Origin of the sequence: Neoasaia chiangmaiensis (assembly GCF_002005465.1) — a bacterium.
GTDB lineage: Bacteria > Pseudomonadota > Alphaproteobacteria > Acetobacterales > Acetobacteraceae > Neoasaia > Neoasaia chiangmaiensis.
Genome location: NZ_CP014691.1, coordinates 1,189,867 through 1,208,942 on the forward strand (window position 1 = coordinate 1,189,867; position 19,076 = coordinate 1,208,942).

The window sequence follows — 19,076 nt, forward strand, 5'->3', positions numbered from 1 at the left end:
TGTCCATGAACGTCATCACGACAGGGGGTTAGCGATCGTCTGCCCTCTTCTTCCAGTCCATCACCGGCGCGTCCCTGACCGTGCGCCCTATTCTGCAGCCGAAGGGTAATCGACATAACCTTCCGGTCCGCGACTGTACCAGGTCTTGATGTTGTCCTGATTGAGCGGCAGATCGTCGCGCAGACGCGTCACAAGGTCCGGATTGGCCAGGAATGCCCGCCCGAACGAAATGGCATCAGCTTCACCGGATGCGACAACCGCTTCGGCTTCCGCCCGGCTGTAGTCCTGATTCAGGACCAGCGGTGCCTTGAAGACCTTGCGGATTTCCGGCGACAGTTTCGGCTGGTCCGTTTTCCCGAACGTCCCGTTCGGGCCGGGCTCGCGCAGTTCCAGGAAAGCAATGCCCAGTTCTCCCAGCAAGCGAGCGGCCGGAACGAACACGCTTGCCGGGTTGCTGTCGATGCATCCCTGTGTATCGCCATTGGGTGAAAGACGCACCGATGTCCGTGCCGCCCCGACAACGGAAATGACCCGTTCCGTAACTTCCCGCATCAGGCGAATCCGGTTTTCCGGGACACCGCCATAAGCATCGTCGCGGTGGTTCGTGTTGTCCCGCAGGAACTCGTCGATCAGATAGCCATTGGCCGCATGAATCTGCACACCATCGAACCCGGCGGCCAGCGCATGGCGGGCGGCCGTTTCATAATCGTTCAGAATACGCGGAATTTCGTCCAGACGAAGCGGCCGCGCCGTCTCGTAAGGTTTCTTGCCATCATAGGTATGCGCTTCCCCGGGCGCCTGCGTCGCGGACGGCGCGACAGGCTGCACCCCCGTCACGTTCGAATGCACCATCCGGCCCATATGCCAAAGCTGGGCCACGATACGACCGCCACGTTCATGCACCGCAGCCGTCACAGGCTTCCACGCCTCGACCTGTTCCGTCGACCATAAACCAGGCGCATACGGCCAACCCAGCCCTTCCTGACTGATTCCCGTCGCCTCGGTAATGATCAGACCGGCATCGGCCCGCTGACCGTAATATTCCGCCATGATCGGCGTCGGCACGTGTTCGCGGGTCGCGCGTCCGCGGGTAAGGGGTGCCATCAACACACGATTAGGCGCCGTCAGGGCACCAAGTTGGATCGGATCGAACAAGCTCGGCATGGAGCCTCCACAATTCAGAAAAGATGTATCGGTTCGCTTTTCATCGAACTAACATGACAAGCTGGATCCAGTTGCATTGCCGTCGCCTGCAACGCATGAAGATTTGGCCACACGTTACGGAGAAAACAATACAGATGCCGCTCTACGAACATCCGGACTCATCGGAAATCGCGCTATTGCCTCTCCTGCGCGCACTTGCCGATCCCATTCGCCTGGAAGTCGTGCGCCATCTCGCCCGGGTCGACTATGCCAATTGCGCCGCCCTGCTGGGCGACCGCCCGAAATCGAGCATGTCGCACCATTTTCAGGTTCTGCGGGAATCCGGTCTGGTCAAGACCGATGTCCAGGGTGTCCAGCATCTCAATGCCCTTCGCCGCGCCGAGATCGACGCACGCTTCCCCGGCCTGCTCGACGCCGTCCTCAGGGACTGACCGTCATTATGCGTCCGGCGCCGCCTGCGTCGGGTTGCGCCGCCATAGTTCCTCCTGAAGCAAGGTCGCGAAAAGCAGCCAGCCGAACAGGGGAAGCCCGCTCAGGGCCGCCTTGCGATCGACATGCGACGCTGTCCCGATTGCCAGCCCCGTCGTCCCGATCAGCCCTATCGATACGCCCAGCGCCTCGCCGAGTTTGCGCTCACGGAAGGCGACATAGGGGAACCCGGCAATGCCCGCGATGCTCAACGCCCATGCCCACAAGGCAATCCGGCGCTTCTCCGATGGAGGCGCCTGGAGAAGACGGTAGCCGCCATAGCCGATCAGCGCATCCAGTCCCATCCAGACCACGCCGAATACCGGCCCGGGCGGCGTGAAGGAGGGCTTCGAGAGACATTCATACCATTGGCGCGTCCGAGCGTGATCCGGCGTCGGACTGAACCGGCGCCCCAGTCCCTGCGCTCCCGCCAGGGCACCGAACGCTGTTACGGCTGCGAATATTTTCCTCATACGTCTCCCTCTCCACTATCCCCGTTGAAACACGCCCTGGCGATCAGCCGTGCGGCTTGAACACCACCTTGGTGCAACCATCCGCCTTGTCCCGGAACTTCTCGTACAGTGCCGGTCCGTCCTCGAGATTTGTCGAGCGATGACTGATAATGAACGATGGATCGATCTCGCCGCGCTCGATGCGCTCCAGCAATGGCGACAGATAGCGCTGCACATGCGTCTGTCCCGTCCGGAGCGTCAGGCCCTTGTTCATCAGAACACCGACCATGACCGCATTGACCGGTCCCGCATACACGCCCGGCATGGAGACGATCCCGCCGGGCCGACACGCTATGATCGCCTGATTGAGGGCGAAGGGCCGCTCCATGCTGGTCGTCTTGGACATGACGGCCGAGGCAAGCGTGTCCAGCATCGATTCATGACCGTGGGCTTCCATTCCGACCGCCTCGATAACGGCATCCGGTCCGCGACCGTCCGTCATGTCGATCAGCCGGTCCTGCACGCTGTCGACGGCATAGTCGATGACCTCCGCGCCCGCCTGCTGCGCCAGCGCAAGCCGCTCAGGCACGGTATCGATCGCAATCACCCGCTTCGCGCCAAGCAGGAAACAGGACTTGATGGCCATGAGGCCAACCGGCCCACACCCCCAGATGGCGATCGTCTTTTCGGCCTCCGGCGTGATCTCGCAATATTCAGCCGCCTGATACCCCGTCGGAAAGATATCGGAGAGAAACAGGACCTTCTCGTCATCGATGCCCGCCGGCACCTTGATCGGCCCCACGTCGGCATAAGGCACACGCAGATACTCCGCCTGGCCGCCTGCATACCCCCCGGTGATATGCGAGAAACCGAACAGGCCGGAAAGCGGATAGCCGAATGTCTCCGCCTGCTTCGCGCCGTTGGGATTGCTGCGTTCACAACAGCTCCAGTTGCCCCAGCGACACTGCCGACAGGCCCCGCAGGCAATGGTGAAGGGGACGACGACCCTGTCTCCCGGCTTCAGACGGGAGTTCTCCGCCCCCACCTCGACAACCTCCCCCATCGTCTCATGCCCCAACACGTCGCCACTCTGCATCGTCGGCATGAAGCCACCCAGCAGATGGAGATCCGAACCGCAGATCGCACAAGCCGTCACCTTGATGATGGCGTCGCGGCCATCTTCGATCGTCGGGTCAGGAACCGTTTCGCACGTGATCTTGCCCTTGCTCCGCCATGTCAGCGCTTTCATGTCGATCATCCTACGCGTGTCCTCAATCTACGCGAGGCGGCCTGTCGAGTTGCTCCGGATCAGTGCTGCGACGACAATAGAAGCTGCCCGACGACGCGCCCGGAGGCCGGATCCCATAAGACGACCCGGTCGGCGTTCTCGGCATGCAGCTGCACGGCCAGACGGCCGTCCCCGACCGCCGTCACCGACCGCACCTGCGTCCCGGCCGGCACCGATAGCGCAAGTTCCGTCGCCGCAACCGTGGCCGACGGTATGTGGCCATGCGCCAGACGATGCACGATGACCGCGCCCAGCCCGATCGTTCCCACTACGATCAACACCCCCATACCAATGACCGCCCCCATCAGCGCGCGCGATACGGGTGGCGGAGCCTCGTTTGCATTTACGACCATTATTTTCCTTCTCCTCAGCCTGCGCTACAGCACTGCCATGACCGAGCCAACCCTGCTGACGCCACCCGATGCCTACACCGTGACGATAGACGAGGCGAAGGCTGGCCAGCGCATCGACCGTCTTCTGGCGGATCAATGCGACGGCCTGTCGCGTTCCCGCATCAAGAGCCTGATCGAAGCCGGTCACCTATCCAGCGGCGGCGAGGTGTTGCGCGATCCGTCGCATGCCACGCGTGTCGGCCAGACGTTTCACCTGCATATCCCGCCTGCCACGCCGGCACGCCCCGAAGCGGAACACCATGCGCTGCCGATCCTGTTCGAGGACCGCGACCTGATCGTGCTCGACAAGCCCGCCGGGCTGGTCGTGCATCCCGCGCCGGGCAATGAAAGCGGCACGCTGGTCAATGCCCTGCTCGGTCACTGCGGCGAAGATCTGGAAGGAATCGGCGGCGAGAAACGCCCCGGGATCGTACATCGCCTGGACAAGGACACCTCGGGGCTGATGGTGGTCGCCAAAACCCCGCTGGCCCACAACGCCCTCTCGGACGCCTTCGCACGACGGGACATCGACCGTGCCTATCTGGCGCTGGCCTGGGGGTTATTGCCCCCGGAGAGCAGATTCGATGGCGCGATCGGCCGCGACAAGCGTGATCGCAAACGCATGGCCGTCGTCACGGGCACGACCGGCAAGCCAGCCCTGACCCATGTCAAGCTGCTGGAAACATTCCAGACGGGCGTGAGCTACATACAATGCCGCCTTGCCACAGGCCGGACGCACCAGATCCGCGTACATCTGGCCCATGCCGGGCATCCTCTGCTTGGCGATCCGATCTATCTGCGCCGGATTCCGGCCGCCGCACGGCAGCTTGCGCCTGACGCGCGGCGGGCGGCACTCGACTTCCCCCGGCAGGCCCTGCATGCGACCCGTCTGGGTTTCATCCATCCCCGCAGCGGCGAACGAATGTCGTTCGAAACCCCCCCGCCCGACGATTTCCGGACCCTGCTCGACGCCCTCCGAAGCAAAGGTTAAATCGGAGTTATCTAGTACGATTTATTGACAGGACAATACGCCTATGGTGTATTGACAGTCGATCCGACGAGCTGATGCGTCGCCGGAATGGACGTCTCGTCCGCCGCTGCTCCATGAGGGTGGTCGACGAGGACGTGAAGTCCTTCCACTGCATCACCTGGAGCAGGATGCAACCATCCCGGCGCTGTGCCGTAAGCACTCCGCCAGTCGCATCATGCATCGCCCAGGCGAAAGGAGCAGCAGCCCATGGCCTCTTCTGCCGTCATTTCCGTAGGTCCGGAAAGCAACCTCACCCGTTACCTGCAGGAAATCCGCAAATACCCCCTGCTGACGCCGCAGGAGGAATTCGATCTCGCGCAACGCTGGCGTCGCACGGAAGATACGGCGGCGGCGCACAAGCTCGTCACGTCACATCTGCGCCTCGTCGCCAAGATCGCCATGGGCTATCGCGGCTACGGCCTGCCGATCAGCGAACTGATCAGCGAAGGCAATATCGGCATGATGCAGGCCGTGCGCCGCTTCGATCCCGATCGCGGTTTCCGTCTGGCGACCTACGCCATGTGGTGGATTCGTGCGGCCATGCAGGAATACATTCTGCATAGCTGGTCTCTGGTCAAAATGGGCACCACGGCCGCGCAGAAAAAGCTGTTCTTCAATCTGCGCCGCCTCAAGGGTCAGATGCAGGCTATCGACGATGGCGATCTGAAGCCGGAGCAGGTCAACAAGATCTCCACCGTGCTCGGCGTGCCGGAGCAGGACGTGATCTCGATGAACCAGCGCCTCTCCGCGCCGGATCATAGCCTGAACGCGCCCCTGCGTGCCGACAGCGATGGCGAGTGGCAGGACTGGCTGGTCGACGATCAGGAAAATCAGGAAGAGACTTTTGCCCAGTCGGAGGAACTCAGCGGACGTCAGGCCCTGCTCACGGAAGCCATGAAAGGTCTGAACGACCGCGAGCGCCATATCCTGACCGAACGTCGTCTCAAGGACGATCCTTCCACGCTGGAAGACCTGTCGCATCAATATGGAATTTCCCGCGAGCGCGTCCGTCAGATCGAGGCACGCGCGTTCGAGAAGCTACAAAAGGCCATGTCGGCCGAGGTCGCCGATCGGCGCCGGCACAGTCGAGAAGCAGGTAACGATTGATCTGCGAAAAGGGACGCATTCTTCAGGAAGATGCGTCCCCTCTCGTCAAAACCGGGCTGTCACCGGTCTATGCGGACGAGGCCTTGTCGTTTTCAGGGACTGCGAAACCCCATTCCTCGCGCAAATCGGCTGCCCGTTTCTGAAGGGCCTTGCGGTTCAGCCGATATTGCTGGGCGCGCATGAGGCGCCACACCATCATCGAAATTTCCATGATGATCCACGCCAATCCGGCGGCGCACCAGTCCAGTAAAAGAAGATGACGATTGGTAATGGCCGCCAGACAGGCGTCCCAGTCAGCATCTTTCAACCATATCGTGTGAGCTGGCGATGCGAACGCGGCAATGATGAAGAAAGCGGCGCACACGACACGATAAGGCTCATTAAGCGGGTCAGTCGCATAGATAAGCGCAAGCGGCACCATATATACCGCAAGCACCAGGGCAGGCCCCGGCAAGCATGCCGCCAGCACACCGACCACAATCCCGTGCCACCATTCCAGTCGCGGCGCCACCCTGGGACGCAGCTTTTTCGACCAGAACCTCAGCGACACAATTCAACGCCGAAGCTCAACATGCTCAGGCCGATCCCACTCAAAATGCCGACAATCTGCGCCGTCTGCCGACATTCCGCATCCACCGCCGGCATACCCTCCGGCTGCTGGGCAAGTTCCTCCTCGATCGCAACAAGTTCGGCCTGGGCGTTCGCCGCATTCTCCTGATCCTGCCGCAACGCCACCGTGTCATCGACTGTATCGAGCATGGCGGACAGACGGCCCTGCTCGCTCAAGGTCGCAAGCTGCGCCTCGCGCCGATCACGTTCGTGACGGCTACGCCATGCCTTCAGTTCACCCCCCAGCATCGGGCGGATGGTCTGGCCAATGCCGGGCAGGAGCAAGCTGCCAAGCCTTTGCTGGATATGCGCGATCAGGAGCAGATCCGCCAGCCACGGCAGCCACCCGCTTGCCGAGGCAGATGGCGGCGTCACGATCCCGCGACGCGCGCACTGGCTTTCCAGAAACGCACGTATCTGCGCATCGAGAAGCCCCTGTCGCTCCACCTGATCGCTGGCGTTTGCCTGTCCACGAAGCGACTCATCCAGCGCCCCCAGAACGTGGGACATGCTTGAGAGGCGGTCTGGAAGACAGACCGGCGACAGACAACGCTGCCACTCATTGGCATCGTAGATCAGCCTGAACAGGCGCGACGCTCCCTTACGCCCGGTGCGTCGCACCAGGTGCATCATGGACCGTAACTGCATGCCGATCTCATCGGCCTCGTGTTCGTAGTCCTGCTCCGGCGAAAGAAGCTGGGAGATGACCGGCAAAAGCCCATTCATCGCGTCCACGGTCTCGGATCGTTCGACACTACGCGCCAGCATTGCGGGAATTGCTTGCGGCCAGAACCAGCGGCCACCTCGGAAAAGAGGGGCATGCGGATCCAGAAGACGCGCGACCTGACCGACAACACTTATTTCGCTGTCAGTCCCGGCTGCGAGAGACAGGCTTTTGACAGCATTATTGATGACCTTCGCGAGACCCGCTTCCTGCAATTCACGCGACAGCCATGTATCAACCACATGGTGCTTCAACAGATCGACGAACTCGCTCGGGTAGCGTGTCGCCTGCCAGGCGAGCGCCCTGGCTGTCCTGATTTTCTGGCCGCCGATCGCCAGCGGAAGCCGGGCACGCTTCTCGCTGCGGACCGAAAACATCTTGCTGGACACCATGTTGATGAGGTTCGCCGGCGCAGGGCGCTGCGTCGGATCGTCCGACAACATCGCCTGAAGCACTGAAACAAGCCCTTGGGGCACCTGTCGGTCACGCATATACGCATCGGCCGTGCCAAGCTCGAAGCGGCGCGCGAGAATTTTCTCGTCGCTCAGCCCTGAGAGCGGAACCTCTCCAAGGCAAAGCATCAGCACCAATACCCCGAGCGAAAAGGTGTCATCGGCGATCGTGCCTTTTCCACGCGCTTCAGGAGTACATACCGCCGAAGACAGTGCCTCGAAGACGACCGGCTGATCGGCACCCGGCATGGCGACACCCAACGGCCCAAGGGTCAACTGATGCCGTCCGGGATTGATGAAAACGTTATCGGGTCGGATATTGCGCAGTGTCTGGCCAGCGTTTTCGACGTGCTTCAGCAAGGCCGCCAGTGGCTGGATCACCTCCTCGATCAGCTGCCCTTCGCGCCACGGCGCCAGCCTCACGTCAATGGCAGGTCCCGGCGGATGATTCGTCAGCACCCATAAGGCGCCCTGCTGCCGCTCCTGCGTAAGAACCGGCAGCAATGCGGGATGCCGTATCCTTTCCATTTCCTGAAAGGCAGGCGATACATATGTTGGCGCCAACGCGACGAAAGACGTGCCGGGCGACATGATATCCGTCGCCTGAAAGGCCGCCGCGCCCCCCAACGATGGCAGCGGCACGTCCCTGGAGACCTGAAAACGGCCCGCGAGGCGTATTCCGCTGCCCGGGCGACCCCGGAGTGCCTGCAAACTGTTTAGCCCGGCCATGCCAACCCCTTTCGGCGCTGAACATGGCAGACCAAACCTTAAGAAATCCTCAATCTTCGAACGGATCGCGCATCAGAATCGTGTCGTCGCGTTCCGGGCTCGTCGAAAGAAGCGTCACAGGGGCCTCGATCAATTCCTCGATCCGGCGCACGTACTTGATGGCCTGCGCCGGCAACTCACCCCAGGAACGCGCCCCCGCCGTCGTTTCGCGCCAGCCATCCATCGTCTCGAAGATCGGCTGCACACGCTCCTGCGCGGCAGGCGCCGAGGGGAACGACGAAATCGCCTCACCATCCAGCGTGTAGCCCACGCAGATCCTCACCTCGTCGAAGCCGTCCAGAACATCCAGCTTGGTTAAGGCAATGCCGGAGACACCGCCCACCTTGACAGCCCGGCGCACCAGCGCCGCATCAAACCAGCCACAACGCCGCGCACGGCCTGTCACCGTGCCGAATTCATGCCCACGCTCACCCAGCCGCCTGCCGTTCTCGTCATCGAGCTCCGACGGGAAAGGCCCTTCGCCAACGCGCGTCGTGTAGGCCTTGGCGATCCCGAGCACGAATCCGATGGCATTCGGGCCCACGCCGCTGCCGCTCGCCGCCACCGCCGCGATCGTATTGGAACTCGTGACGAACGGATAGGTGCCATGGTCCACATCGAGCATGACAGCCTGTGCACCCTCGAACAGGATGCGACGACCGGCACGGCGCGCCTCGTCCAGCCGCTCCCAGACGGAACAGGCGAAAGGCAGGACCCGCGGCGCCAGACGCTGCAAATGCGCCAGTAACGCCTCCTTGGTGAACGTCTCCGCACCCAGCCCCGCCAGAAGCGTGTTGTGATGCAGAAGCAGTTCGTCCAGCTTCCAGTCCAGCGTCTCCGGCTCCGCCAGATCGCACAGACGGATGGCACGCCGCGCCACCTTGTCCTCATAGGCCGGACCAATGCCGCGCCCCGTCGTGCCGATCTTGCGATCGCCCCGCGCGGCCTCGCGCGCGCGGTCGGTCGCCACATGGATCGGCAGGATCAGCGGCACGTTCTCCGCCACCCAGAGCGTCTCCGGCGTCACGACGAGCCCCTGCGCCGAGACACGATCGATCTCCGCCAGCAGCGCCTCGGGATCGACGACCACGCCATTGCCGATCACGCCGGTCTTGCCGCGCACCAGACCGGACGGCAGGAGCGAAAGCTTATAGACCTGGTCCCCCACGACAAGCGTATGGCCGGCATTGTGACCGCCCTGGAACCGCACGACGATATCCGCACGGCTTGCCAGCCAGTCGACAATCTTGCCCTTGCCTTCGTCACCCCACTGGGTGCCGATGACGGTGACGTTGGACATGTGCGCTTCCTCTTACAGTTCGATCAGATCATCGTTGGACAAAACATAGGCGCAGCCCAATCGTCGCCCTTCGTTTTGACTATCGTCAACAGCGGACAGCCCGGCCACCGTGGCATAGCCCTTCTCGCGCAGGCACGCCGCAACGCTCTCGGGCATCCCGGCCGGAACGTAGACACGCCGTCGCAATTCGATCGGCGCAGCCGCCCGCAACAGAACCTCCGGACGAAGCGTCAGGCCGCACGCCGCCTCTTCGTCATACGCGAGATAGCGTCCGCCCCGGCCCAGTTCTTCACGCTGCCCGCGTGCGAACACCGTCATGCAGATGCCGGTGTGATATTGCCAGCCACGCAACTCCACCGGATCGACGGTCAGGCGCAAATCCGGCGCACGCGCGGCAATCACCGCCACGACGTCCCGCAGACGATCCGCCATAGTCCGGATTGCCGGCGGCAGGTCGAGCCCGGCTAACGCGGCGAGGGCAGCGTCTGCCGGCCCGGCCGCATGAAGCATCGCCGTCAGAACAGGGGCAATCTCGCCTCCCAGTTCCGTCACGGCCGCCGCGTCCTTTCGGTCGACGGCATGAACAAGCTGGGCTCGCGTCATATCCGACAGCCCGGCTTCAGCAATCAGCGACTGCACCAGCGCCGGATAGGAAAGGTCGAACGACACATGCGCGATGCGAAGTCGCGCCAGTGCCTCTGCTGCCACCAGCACCACCTCGGCATCCGCCGCCGCCGAATCGACACCGATCAGCTCGATCCCCGCCTGCGTGATCTGCCGCTCGCCCTCCCGCCCGGGCGTCCCGACGACCACGCACGCACCGGCATAAGACAGGCGAAGCGGGCGCGGACTACCGACCAGACGGGTTGCGGCAATGCGCGCGACCTGAGTCGTCATGTCGGGACGCAAACCCATCATGCGGCGGGATTCGGGGTCCATTAGCCTGAACGTCTGCTCGCTCAGCGCCTGCCCCGCCCCGTGCAGCAGTGAAGCCTCGAACTCCAGCAATGGCGGCCGGACACGCTCGTAGCCATGCCGCGCGAACACGTCCATCACGGCCTCGATACCCCGTGCCTCGGCCTCGGCCTCATGCTGGAGCAGATCGATAAATCCGGAGGGCAAAAGCGCCGTATTGGGCTCTTCAAAGGGGCTCATGCCGCGAATTCCCGTCGTGTTTCCACCTGCGCCCAATCGAGCCAGGGCAGCAGTCTTTCAATATCCTGCGTCTCCACTGTCGCGCCGCCCCAGATGCGCAGCCCTGGCGGCGCGTCCCGATACGATCCCAGATCGAAGCCCGCACCTTCCGCCGCGACCAGCCCGGCGATGCGACTGGCCGCCCGCGCCTGATCATCCGCGGACAAGGTCAGGAACCATGGCGCCACGATCTTCAGGCAGATCGACGTCGAGGAACGCGTCCGGATATCCGATGCCAGAAACTCGATCCAGTCGGTTCGCGCCACCCACGCTGCAACCGTCGCCAGATTAGCCCTGCTACGTGCCTTCAGTGCCGACAGCCCGCCAATCGCCGCTGCCCAGCGCAGACCATCCAGCGCATCCTCGACGCACAGCATCGAGGGCGTGTTGATGGTGTCGCCTGCAAAGATCGCCTCGATCAGCCCCTTTCTGTTCGCAAGTCGGAAAATCTTCGGTAACGGGCGCTGGTCGGCATGCGCAAGACGCTCAGCCGCACGGGGACTCAGCGCCACCATGCCATGGGCGGCCTCGCCACCAAGCGCCTTCTGCCACGACCATGTGACGACATCGAGCTTATCCCACGGCAAATCCATGGCAAATGCCGCCGAGGTCGCATCGCAGATCACCAGGCCGTCACGGTCAGCCGGAATCATCCGACCGTCGGGAACGCAGACGCCCGAGGTGGTGCCGTTCCATGTCAGGACGACATCGCGCGACCAGTCGACCGCCGCCAGATCCGGCAGTTCGCCGTATACCGCCTCGAAAATGCGCAGATCGTCGATTTTCAGTATATCGCGCAGGTCGCGCGCCCATTCGCCGGAAAAACTCTCGAACGACAGGACATCCAGACCGCGCTCGCCAGCCAGCGCCCAGAGGATCATCTCCACGGCCCCCGTGTCGGAAGCCGGGACAATGCCCACACGCCAGCCTTCCGGCACGCCCAGCACGGAACGGGAACGATCAATCACCTCTGCCAGACGCGCACGCCCTTCCGGTGCACGATGCGATCGCCCCAGAAGCGCACCACCGAGAGCGTCAAGCGACCATCCGGGACGCTTTGCACAGGGGCCGGAGGAGAAAAAAGGTCGCTCGGGCTTATGTTGCGGCTTGGGAAAGAACTGTTCAGACATCGGGAGCGATCCGGGTGGTGGCAGCGCCGACCATCATAAACCCGGCGCTTGAAAGACAACCCGAAATCGGGCTGGTGCGAGAGGGGGGATTCGAACCCCCACGCCTTGCGGCGGTCGATTTTGAGCCGACTACGTCTACCGTTCCGTCACTCTCGCACGGACAGGTGCTCTTATAGGCGATCCGCTCAAAAAGCAAAGCACCTAAACACCCGCGCGTGTCGTTAATCCGTCAGTTTCCGCAGTTCCTGCACGACCGCGTCACCCATCACAGCCGTGCTGACGCGTGCCATGCCTTCGGACATGATATCCGCCGTACGGAAGCCACTGGCCAACACATTGGACACGGCCGTTTCGATCAGCACCGCATCGTCTTCCCGCCCGAACGAGTAACGCAACAGCATGGCGAAAGAGAGAATCTGCGCCAGCGGATTGGCAATGCCCTGCCCCGCGATATCCGGGGCCGAACCATGGATCGGCTCATACAGCGCATGCCGCTTGCCGCTCTCCTGCACCGCGCCCAACGTCGCGGAAGGCAGCATCCCGAGCGACCCGGTCAGCATGGAGGCGAGATCCGAGAGCAGATCGCCAAAGAGATTGCCCGTCACCAACACATCGAACTGACGCGGATTGCGCACCAGTTGCATCGCGCAGTTGTCGGCCAGCATATGGGACAGTTCGACATCGGCATAGTCGCGTGCATGAAGGTCCGTCACGACCTGCTTCCACAGCAGACCGCTTTCCATCACGTTGCACTTCTCAACCGAACAGACGCGATTATCGCGCACCCGCGCCAGATCGAACGCCCCACGCGCCACACGCTCGATTTCCGCCGTGGTATAAACCTCGGTGTTCACGCCGCGCCGGCTGCCATCCGGCAGGGTCTCGATGCCGCGGGGCTCACCGAAATAGATGCCGCCGACCGTCTCGCGCACGATCATGATGTCGAGACCACGCACGACGTCAGGCTTCAGCGTGCTGGCGTCCAGAAGCGCGTCGAAAACCTTCGCCGGACGCAGATTGGCGAAAAGTTCAAGCTCCTGCCGCAGACGCAGGATGGCCACTTCGGGTCGCTTGTCGAAGCCGACATGCGACCAGGCCGGATCGCCGACGGAGCCGAACAGCACCGCATCGGCTTCTTTCGCCAGGGCGATCACCTCATCGCGGATCGGCACGCCATGTTTCGCGAGCGACGCGCCACCGACCAGTTCTTCGGCAATATCAAGCTTCAAACCCCGATGGGCCGTCAGCCATGTCACGACTTTCGCGACCTCCCGCATGACCTCCGGCCCGATGCCGTCACCCGGCAGGACGAGAAGTTTCCTGGTATCGGTCACGGTGTCGCTCCTATCGTGATTTTGGGCATCCATGGCTTGTCGACGGCACGACGCTGCTCGAATGCCCCGATCGCATCGTCATGCTGCATTGTCTGGCCGATATCGTCCAAACCCTCGAGCAGCAGATGACGACGGAAATCATCGACATCGAAAGCGACCTCTCCGCCATCCGGACGGCGGATAATCTTCCGCTCCAGATCCACGGTGATGCGCGCATTGCCGCCCAGGCGGGCATCGTCCATCAACTGCTCGCAGATCTCACGCGGCAGACGGATCGGCAGGATGCCGTTCTTGAAACAGTTGTTGTAGAAAATATCGGCAAAACTCGGCGCGATCACGCAACGGATACCGAAGTCCAGCAGGGCCCACGGTGCATGCTCACGCGACGATCCGCAACCCAGATTGTCGAATGTGATAAGGATCTCGGCTCGCCGATAGGGCTCCTGATTGAGCACGAAATCAGGGTTCTCGTTGCCGCTTTCATCATAACGCTGCGCCGCGAAGGCATGCTTGCCCAACCCGCTGCGTTCGATCGTCTTGAGAAACCGTGCGGGGATAATCTGATCGGTATCGATGTTCTCCGCCGGCATCGGCGCGGCAATGGCCGTCAGCTCCGTAAACTTGTCCATTACGCCGGCTCCATCGCTGCCATTTCGCGGACATCCGTCAGGCATCCGGCAATCGCGGCAGCCGCCGCCATGGCCGGCGAACAGAGATGCGTGCGACCGCGCGGCCCTTGCCGTCCCTCGAAATTACGGTTGGAGGTCGATGCACAGCGCTGCCCCGGGGTCAGCTTGTCCGGATTCATGCCCAGACACATCGAACAACCGGCCTCACGCCACTCGAACCCGGCATCGAGGAAAATGCGGTCCAGCCCCTCCGCCTCGGCCTGCGCCTTGACGAGACCCGAACCCGGCACGACCATGGCCCGCACACCGGGTGCGACATGCCGCCCGCGCGCGATATCCGCCGCCGCCCGCAAATCCTCGATACGGCTGTTGGTGCATGAACCGATGAACGCAACGTCGATCGGCGTGCCGGCAATCGCCTGACCAACTTCCAACCCCATGTAATCGAGCATCCGTCGCCAGGATGCTGCCTTGGCCGGATCAGCACACGATGCCGGGTCAGGCACCAGACCGGTGATCGGCAGGACATCCTCGGGGCTCGTGCCCCAGGTGACGTTCGGCACGATATCCTCGGCCCGCAGCGTCACTTCCGTGTCGAACACTGTGTCCGGATCGGAAACCAGCATGCGCCAATAGGCGCAGGCTTCATCGAATGCAGCCCCCTTCGGCGCGAATGGACGGCCTTCGATGTAATCGAAAGTCGTCTGATCGGGCGCAACCAGACCGGCACGCGCACCGGCCTCGATCGACATGTTGCACAGCGTCATACGTCCCGCCATGTCGAGCGCGCGGATCGCCGACCCGGCGAACTCGATCACATGCCCGGTACCGCCCGCCGTGCCGATCCTGCCAATGATCGCCAGCATGATGTCCTTGGCGGTGACACCCGGTCCGGCCTGACCATCCACAGTGACGCGCATGTTCTTCGCAGGCTTCTGCAACAGCGTCTGCGTCGCCATCACATGCTCGACCTCGGACGTACCGATGCCGAATGCCAGCGCACCCATCGCACCATGCGTCGAGGTATGGCTGTCACCGCACACGATCGTCATGCCCGGCAGAGAAATACCCTGCTCCGGCCCGACAACATGCACGATACCCTGATTTCGTGAACGCAGCGGAAAATACGGAACGCCGAATTCCTTGACGTTGCGTTCCAGCGTCTCGATCTGTAGCCGGCTCTGCGGCTCCTCGATCGGCAGACTTCGATCGGAGGTCGGGACGTTATGATCCACGACCGCGATCGTCGCTTCGGGATGACGTAACCGCCGCCCGGCAAGCCGCAAGCCCTCGAAGGCCTGCGGGCTCGTCACCTCATGAATAAGATGCCGGTCGATGTAGAGGATGCAGGTGCCGTCCGGAAGCTTTTCCACCACGTGGTCGGCCCAGATCTTATCGAACAATGTTCGCGCCACCATGCGCTTCTCCTCCCTCTTTCTCCCGGCAATACCGCTTTACGAAGCGACGACGTCGCGCGGACGCTCGGCGATACGCGCGGACTTGCCGCTGCGGCCACGCAGGTAGTACAGCTTCGCACGACGAACCTTGCCGCGACGGACAACCGTGATGTCCGCGATGCTCGGCGAATACAGCGGGAAAATACGCTCCACGCCTTCACCGTTCGAGATCTTGCGAACCGTGAAGTTGCTGTTCAGGCCCTTGTTCGAACGCGCGATCACCACGCCTTCGTAAGCCTGGACGCGCTCGCGCGTACCTTCGACAACGCGCACGCCAACGCGAACGGTGTCGCCGGCCTGGAATTCCGGCACCGCGCGGGCGGCGGACAGACGCTCGATTTCGCGCGCCTCATACTGCTGAATGATGTTCATGACGTGACTCCTAAAAACCGAAACTTAATGAACTCGAAACTTGTCTGTCGCCTGCCGCGCCTCGTAAGCCGCCCATAGATCGGGACGGCGCGACCGCGTCGCAAGCTCGGCCTGTTCCCGGCGCCATGCGGCAATCGCCCCATGATGCCCCGAAAGCAGAACCGCAGGAACTTCCAGACCGTCCCAGAGGGCCGGCTTGGTATAATGCGGATACTCCAGCAATCCCTCGCCGAAGCTTTCCTCGGCGTCGCTCAACACCGAACCCATCACCCCCGGCAACAGCCGGACGCACGCATCCAGCAGCGCCAACGCAGGGATTTCACCACCCGAAAGCACGAAATCGCCCATCGAGACCTGCTCGATACCGCGCTGCTCCAGCACCCGCTCGTCGACCCCCTCGAACCGGCCGCACAAAACGACGACCCCCGACCCGGCGACATAACGACGCGCATCGGCCTGCGTGAACGGCTTGCCGCGCGGCGTCGGATAAATCACGGGACGGCCGGACGCCGCCACCGCATCCAGCGCCGATGCAACGACATCTGCCCGCAACACCATGCCCGCCCCACCGCCGAACGGCGTGTCGTCCACGGCGCGATGACGCCCGCGACCATGCGTGCGCAGATCATGCGCCGTGCACGACCATACGCCGGTCTCCAGCGCCCGCCCTGCCAGCGACATGCCCAGCGGACCGGGAAACATGTCCGGGAACAGCGTCACGATGTCCGCCTGCCAACTCATGTCCGCACCGACACATCGTCGCGACCGGATAGATCGCCTTCGACCTCGATCTCATGGGGGGGCACAACCGTCAGGCAGTTTCCCGCAACATCCACGACCGGCACACAGGCCCGCGTGAAAGGGACGATCCAGTCGCGATCCGCACCGGCGATCTCGAGGCTGACGCCCGCACCGTAGTCGTGGACCAGTCGTACCGTGCCCAATGCCGCGCCCTCGGGCGTGACCGCCCGCAGACCCAGCAGGTCAGCGTGGTAGAACTCGTCTTCCGCCACCTGCGGTAGCCGATCGCGCGAAACATACAGCTTCAGGTTCGCCAGTCGCGCCGCGGCATCGCGATCGGCAACCGACGCGCCCGATGCATCCGTCAACACTGCAATGCCCGGTGCGCGCCAGGACACGGTCCACGCACGTCCCTGCCCATCATACAGCGCCCCCAGATCCTCGACCGCAGCCGGATCCTCGGTAGCCGCATGCAGATGCACCAGACCACGCACGCCGTGCGGTCGCCCGACGGTCGCGATCAGGATATCATGCTGGTTGGCGGGTTGAGACATGGAAGCGATCAGACCAGACAGGCAGGATCAGGCCGCAGCCTTCGCCGCCGCACGCTCCTGCGCACGCTTCTTCGGCGCGGACTGCTTCGGCTGCTCGTTCCAGGTCGGCTTCGGCGCAAGACCGGCGTTGCCGAGGAAACGTGCCACGCGATCGGTCGCCTGCGCGCCGTTCGACAGCCAGTGCTTGATACGCTCGTCGTTCAGGCGCACGCGCTCGGCATGGTCGGACGGCAGCATCGGGTTATAGGCACCGACCTTCTCGATGAAACGACCATCGCGCGGGCTGCGGCTGTCCGCCACGACGATGTGGTAATACGGGCGCTTCTTGGCACCGGCGCGAGCAAGGCGAATCTTGAGGCTCATGAAAAACTCCAGAAACTGTTAAACCAAAGAAACCTGCTGCGAATTCAGCGCCGGAAACCGCCACCGAAACCGCCACCGGGCCGTCCGCCGGGACCACCGCCCGACATCAGCCCGGAAAGCATCTGCTTCATGCCACCGAGGCCCATCTTGTTGATGCGCTTCATCACGGTGGACATGTCGTCGAACTGCTTGAGCAACTTGTTGACTTCCTGCACGCTCGTGCCGGAACCGGCCGCGATGCGCTTCTTGCGTGAAGCCTTGATGATCGACGGCGTCTTGCGCTCGCCTTTCGTCATGGATGAGATGATGGCCTGATGCCGCTTGAAGATCGACGTATCGATCTCCTGACCTTCCAGCTTCTCCTTGATCTTGCCCATGCCGGGCAACATGCCGAGAATGCCGGAAATCGACCCCATCTTGTTGATCTGCCGAATCTGGGAGGCATAGTCGTCCAGGTCGAACTTGCCCGCCAGCATCTTCTTGGCGACGCGCTCGCCCTCTTCCTGGTCGAGCGTCTCGGACGCCTTTTCGACCAGTCCCGCGATATCGCCCAGACCGAGAATACGTCCAGCCACGCGCTCGGGGTAGAATTCCTCCAGCGCCTCAAGCTTCTCGCCCGTGCCGACCAGCTTGATCGGCGCGCCCGTCACGGCGCGCATCGACAGCGCCGCGCCACCGCGGGCATCGCCATCCATGCGGCTCATCACCACGCCGGTGATGCCGACCGCGTCATTGAAGTGCTGCGCCGTGTTGACGGCGTCCTGCCCGGTCATGGCATCCACGACCAGCAGGGTCTCGACCGGGTTGGTCGCGGCGCGCACGTCGCGCACCTCCTGCATCAACGCCTCGTCGATGGACAGACGACCGGCCGTGTCGAGGATGACGACGTCATACCCCTCGCGACGCCCCGTCTCCAACGCGCGCCTGGCGATCTCAACCGGCTGCTGGCCGGGCACGATCGGCAGGGAACCCACCCCGGTGCGCTCGGCCAGTTGCTGCAACTGCAACTGAGCGGCGGGGCGCTGCACGTCCAGCGATGCCAGCAGGACGCGCTTGCGCTCCCGCTGACCCAACCGCAGCGCGATCTTGCCCGAAGTCGTCGTCTTGCCGGAACCCTGCAGGCCAACCATCAGGATCGGCACGGGCGGCGCGGCATTCAGATTGAGCGGCACGGACCCGGCGCCGCCCAGCGCGTCGATCAGCGCATCGTTGACAATCTTCGCAACGGCCTGACCGGGCGAGATGCTATCCAGCACCTCATGCCCGACGGCCCGCTCGCGCACCTTGTTGACGAAGTCCCGCACGACCGGCAGCGCCACGTCCGCATCCAGCATCGCCAGACGGACCTCGCGCATCGCCTCCGTGACATCGGCTTCCGACAGCTTTCCGCGTTTGGAAAGACCCTCGAAAACACCGGACAGCTTACCTGAAAGCGAGTCGAACAAAGGAAACCCTAATCCCAAATGGAAACGCGCCACTGCGCGAGCCTTCGCGATGTGGCGTGTTCTGATCCGGCGGTCTGCCTATGAGACGCAAGACGATAAGTCA

Annotated in this window: 20 protein-coding genes and 1 tRNA gene; 3 read left to right on the forward strand and 18 right to left on the reverse strand. The window is 63.0% G+C overall.

Annotation, left to right across the window (positions count from 1 at the left end; all coding sequences use genetic code 11):
• Positions 1 to 87: 87 nt before the first annotated feature.
• Entirely contained in the window at positions 88 to 1,164 is a 1,077-nt protein-coding gene (locus A0U93_RS05650; RefSeq protein WP_077806482.1) for an alkene reductase, read from the reverse strand.
• A 134-nt stretch (positions 1,165 to 1,298) separates the two neighbouring features.
• Here A0U93_RS05650 and A0U93_RS05655 point away from each other — a divergent pair, with 134 nt between their 5' ends.
• A complete protein-coding gene (locus A0U93_RS05655) occupies positions 1,299 to 1,595 on the forward strand; it encodes an ArsR/SmtB family transcription factor (protein ID WP_077806483.1) in 297 nt (98 codons plus the stop codon).
• Positions 1,596 to 1,601: 6 nt separating this feature from the next.
• Here A0U93_RS05655 and A0U93_RS05660 read toward each other — a convergent pair whose 3' ends face one another.
• The 3 genes from A0U93_RS05660 to A0U93_RS05670 are packed head-to-tail and all read right to left on the reverse strand — an operon-like array spanning position 1,602 to position 3,725.
• Positions 1,602 to 2,105 (reverse strand): TspO/MBR family protein, encoded by a 504-nt coding sequence (locus A0U93_RS05660; RefSeq protein ID WP_077806484.1) that lies wholly within the window; start codon positions 2,103 to 2,105, stop codon positions 1,602 to 1,604.
• 43 nt (positions 2,106 to 2,148) lie between these two features.
• Positions 2,149 to 3,333: a zinc-dependent alcohol dehydrogenase gene (locus A0U93_RS05665; RefSeq protein ID WP_077808359.1), complete on the reverse strand. Its 1,185-nt coding sequence runs from the start codon at positions 3,331 to 3,333 to the stop codon at positions 2,149 to 2,151.
• Positions 3,334 to 3,392: 59 nt separating this feature from the next.
• Positions 3,393 to 3,725: a DUF6476 family protein gene (locus tag A0U93_RS05670; RefSeq protein ID WP_077806485.1), complete on the reverse strand. Its 333-nt coding sequence runs from the start codon at positions 3,723 to 3,725 to the stop codon at positions 3,393 to 3,395.
• 37 nt (positions 3,726 to 3,762) lie between these two features.
• Between A0U93_RS05670 and A0U93_RS05675 the strand changes: the two genes are divergently transcribed.
• Both A0U93_RS05675 and rpoH read left to right on the forward strand, forming a co-directional pair.
• Entirely contained in the window at positions 3,763 to 4,755 is a 993-nt protein-coding gene (locus A0U93_RS05675) for an RluA family pseudouridine synthase (protein WP_077806486.1), read from the forward strand.
• A gap of 246 nt (positions 4,756 to 5,001) precedes the next feature.
• Positions 5,002 to 5,901 (forward strand): RNA polymerase sigma factor RpoH, encoded by a 900-nt coding sequence (gene rpoH, locus A0U93_RS05680; RefSeq protein ID WP_077806487.1) that lies wholly within the window; start codon positions 5,002 to 5,004, stop codon positions 5,899 to 5,901.
• A 67-nt stretch (positions 5,902 to 5,968) separates the two neighbouring features.
• On the opposite strand, the gene A0U93_RS05685 is transcribed toward rpoH, so the two are convergent.
• From A0U93_RS05685 to ffh, 14 genes are all read right to left on the reverse strand, one after another.
• On the reverse strand, positions 5,969 to 6,451 hold the full coding sequence (locus A0U93_RS05685; protein ID WP_147151154.1) for a hypothetical protein: 483 nt from the start codon (positions 6,449 to 6,451) through the stop codon (positions 5,969 to 5,971).
• Positions 6,442 to 8,415: a serine/threonine-protein kinase gene (locus A0U93_RS05690; protein WP_077806489.1), complete on the reverse strand. Its 1,974-nt coding sequence runs from the start codon at positions 8,413 to 8,415 to the stop codon at positions 6,442 to 6,444. Before A0U93_RS05690 ends, A0U93_RS05685 begins: the two co-directional genes overlap by 10 nt.
• A 49-nt stretch (positions 8,416 to 8,464) precedes the next feature.
• Entirely contained in the window at positions 8,465 to 9,754 is a 1,290-nt protein-coding gene (locus A0U93_RS05695) for an adenylosuccinate synthase (protein WP_077806490.1), read from the reverse strand.
• A 12-nt stretch (positions 9,755 to 9,766) separates the two neighbouring features.
• A complete protein-coding gene (locus A0U93_RS05700; protein WP_077806491.1) occupies positions 9,767 to 10,909 on the reverse strand; it encodes an ATP phosphoribosyltransferase regulatory subunit in 1,143 nt (380 codons plus the stop codon).
• Positions 10,906 to 12,078 carry a phosphoserine transaminase gene (locus A0U93_RS05705; RefSeq protein ID WP_077806492.1) on the reverse strand — a complete coding sequence of 391 codons (1,173 nt, stop codon included), beginning with the start codon at positions 12,076 to 12,078 and terminating at the stop codon, positions 10,906 to 10,908. The genes A0U93_RS05700 and A0U93_RS05705 overlap by 4 nt, the downstream gene beginning before the upstream one ends.
• Before the next feature lie 72 nt (positions 12,079 to 12,150).
• A tRNA-Leu gene (locus tag A0U93_RS05710) sits at positions 12,151 to 12,234 on the reverse strand.
• Between the two features lie 65 nt (positions 12,235 to 12,299).
• Complete coding sequence (gene leuB / locus A0U93_RS05715) at positions 12,300 to 13,412, reverse strand: 3-isopropylmalate dehydrogenase (RefSeq protein WP_077806493.1); 1,113 nt, start codon at positions 13,410 to 13,412, stop codon at positions 12,300 to 12,302.
• Positions 13,409 to 14,041 carry a 3-isopropylmalate dehydratase small subunit gene (gene leuD, locus A0U93_RS05720; protein ID WP_077806494.1) on the reverse strand — a complete coding sequence of 211 codons (633 nt, stop codon included), beginning with the start codon at positions 14,039 to 14,041 and terminating at the stop codon, positions 13,409 to 13,411. Before leuD ends, leuB begins: the two co-directional genes overlap by 4 nt.
• Positions 14,041 to 15,459 (reverse strand): 3-isopropylmalate dehydratase large subunit, encoded by a 1,419-nt coding sequence (gene leuC, locus A0U93_RS05725; protein ID WP_077806495.1) that lies wholly within the window; start codon positions 15,457 to 15,459, stop codon positions 14,041 to 14,043. The genes leuD and leuC overlap by 1 nt, the downstream gene beginning before the upstream one ends.
• A gap of 36 nt (positions 15,460 to 15,495) precedes the next feature.
• A complete protein-coding gene (gene rplS, locus A0U93_RS05730; protein ID WP_077806496.1) occupies positions 15,496 to 15,870 on the reverse strand; it encodes a 50S ribosomal protein L19 in 375 nt (124 codons plus the stop codon).
• Between the two features lie 24 nt (positions 15,871 to 15,894).
• A complete protein-coding gene (trmD, locus tag A0U93_RS05735; protein WP_077806497.1) occupies positions 15,895 to 16,611 on the reverse strand; it encodes a tRNA (guanosine(37)-N1)-methyltransferase TrmD in 717 nt (238 codons plus the stop codon).
• On the reverse strand, positions 16,608 to 17,165 hold the full coding sequence (gene rimM, locus A0U93_RS05740; RefSeq protein WP_077806498.1) for a ribosome maturation factor RimM: 558 nt from the start codon (positions 17,163 to 17,165) through the stop codon (positions 16,608 to 16,610). The genes trmD and rimM overlap by 4 nt, the downstream gene beginning before the upstream one ends.
• Before the next feature lie 27 nt (positions 17,166 to 17,192).
• Complete coding sequence (gene rpsP / locus A0U93_RS05745) at positions 17,193 to 17,528, reverse strand: 30S ribosomal protein S16 (RefSeq protein WP_029603424.1); 336 nt, start codon at positions 17,526 to 17,528, stop codon at positions 17,193 to 17,195.
• 44 nt (positions 17,529 to 17,572) lie between these two features.
• Positions 17,573 to 18,973: a signal recognition particle protein gene (ffh, locus tag A0U93_RS05750; protein ID WP_077806499.1), complete on the reverse strand. Its 1,401-nt coding sequence runs from the start codon at positions 18,971 to 18,973 to the stop codon at positions 17,573 to 17,575.
• Positions 18,974 to 19,076 lie beyond the last annotated feature (103 nt).

Coding starts and splice junctions, on each gene's coding strand:
- A0U93_RS05650 (WP_077806482.1), bottom strand. CDS start 1,164: ATGCCGAGCTTGTTCGATCCGATCCAACTTGGTGCCCTGACGGCGCCT.
- A0U93_RS05655 (WP_077806483.1), top strand. CDS start 1,299: ATGCCGCTCTACGAACATCCGGACTCATCGGAAATCGCGCTATTGCCT.
- A0U93_RS05660 (WP_077806484.1), bottom strand. CDS start 2,105: ATGAGGAAAATATTCGCAGCCGTAACAGCGTTCGGTGCCCTGGCGGGA.
- A0U93_RS05665 (WP_077808359.1), bottom strand. CDS start 3,333: ATGAAAGCGCTGACATGGCGGAGCAAGGGCAAGATCACGTGCGAAACG.
- A0U93_RS05670 (WP_077806485.1), bottom strand. CDS start 3,725: ATGGTCGTAAATGCAAACGAGGCTCCGCCACCCGTATCGCGCGCGCTG.
- A0U93_RS05675 (WP_077806486.1), top strand. CDS start 3,763: ATGACCGAGCCAACCCTGCTGACGCCACCCGATGCCTACACCGTGACG.
- rpoH (WP_077806487.1), top strand. CDS start 5,002: ATGGCCTCTTCTGCCGTCATTTCCGTAGGTCCGGAAAGCAACCTCACC.
- A0U93_RS05690 (WP_077806489.1), bottom strand. CDS start 8,415: ATGGCCGGGCTAAACAGTTTGCAGGCACTCCGGGGTCGCCCGGGCAGC.
- A0U93_RS05695 (WP_077806490.1), bottom strand. CDS start 9,754: ATGTCCAACGTCACCGTCATCGGCACCCAGTGGGGTGACGAAGGCAAG.
- A0U93_RS05700 (WP_077806491.1), bottom strand. CDS start 10,909: ATGAGCCCCTTTGAAGAGCCCAATACGGCGCTTTTGCCCTCCGGATTT.
- A0U93_RS05705 (WP_077806492.1), bottom strand. CDS start 12,078: ATGTCTGAACAGTTCTTTCCCAAGCCGCAACATAAGCCCGAGCGACCT.
- leuD (WP_077806494.1), bottom strand. CDS start 14,041: ATGGACAAGTTTACGGAGCTGACGGCCATTGCCGCGCCGATGCCGGCG.
- leuC (WP_077806495.1), bottom strand. CDS start 15,459: ATGGTGGCGCGAACATTGTTCGATAAGATCTGGGCCGACCACGTGGTG.
- rplS (WP_077806496.1), bottom strand. CDS start 15,870: ATGAACATCATTCAGCAGTATGAGGCGCGCGAAATCGAGCGTCTGTCC.
- trmD (WP_077806497.1), bottom strand. CDS start 16,611: ATGAGTTGGCAGGCGGACATCGTGACGCTGTTCCCGGACATGTTTCCC.
- rimM (WP_077806498.1), bottom strand. CDS start 17,165: ATGTCTCAACCCGCCAACCAGCATGATATCCTGATCGCGACCGTCGGG.
- rpsP (WP_029603424.1), bottom strand. CDS start 17,528: ATGAGCCTCAAGATTCGCCTTGCTCGCGCCGGTGCCAAGAAGCGCCCG.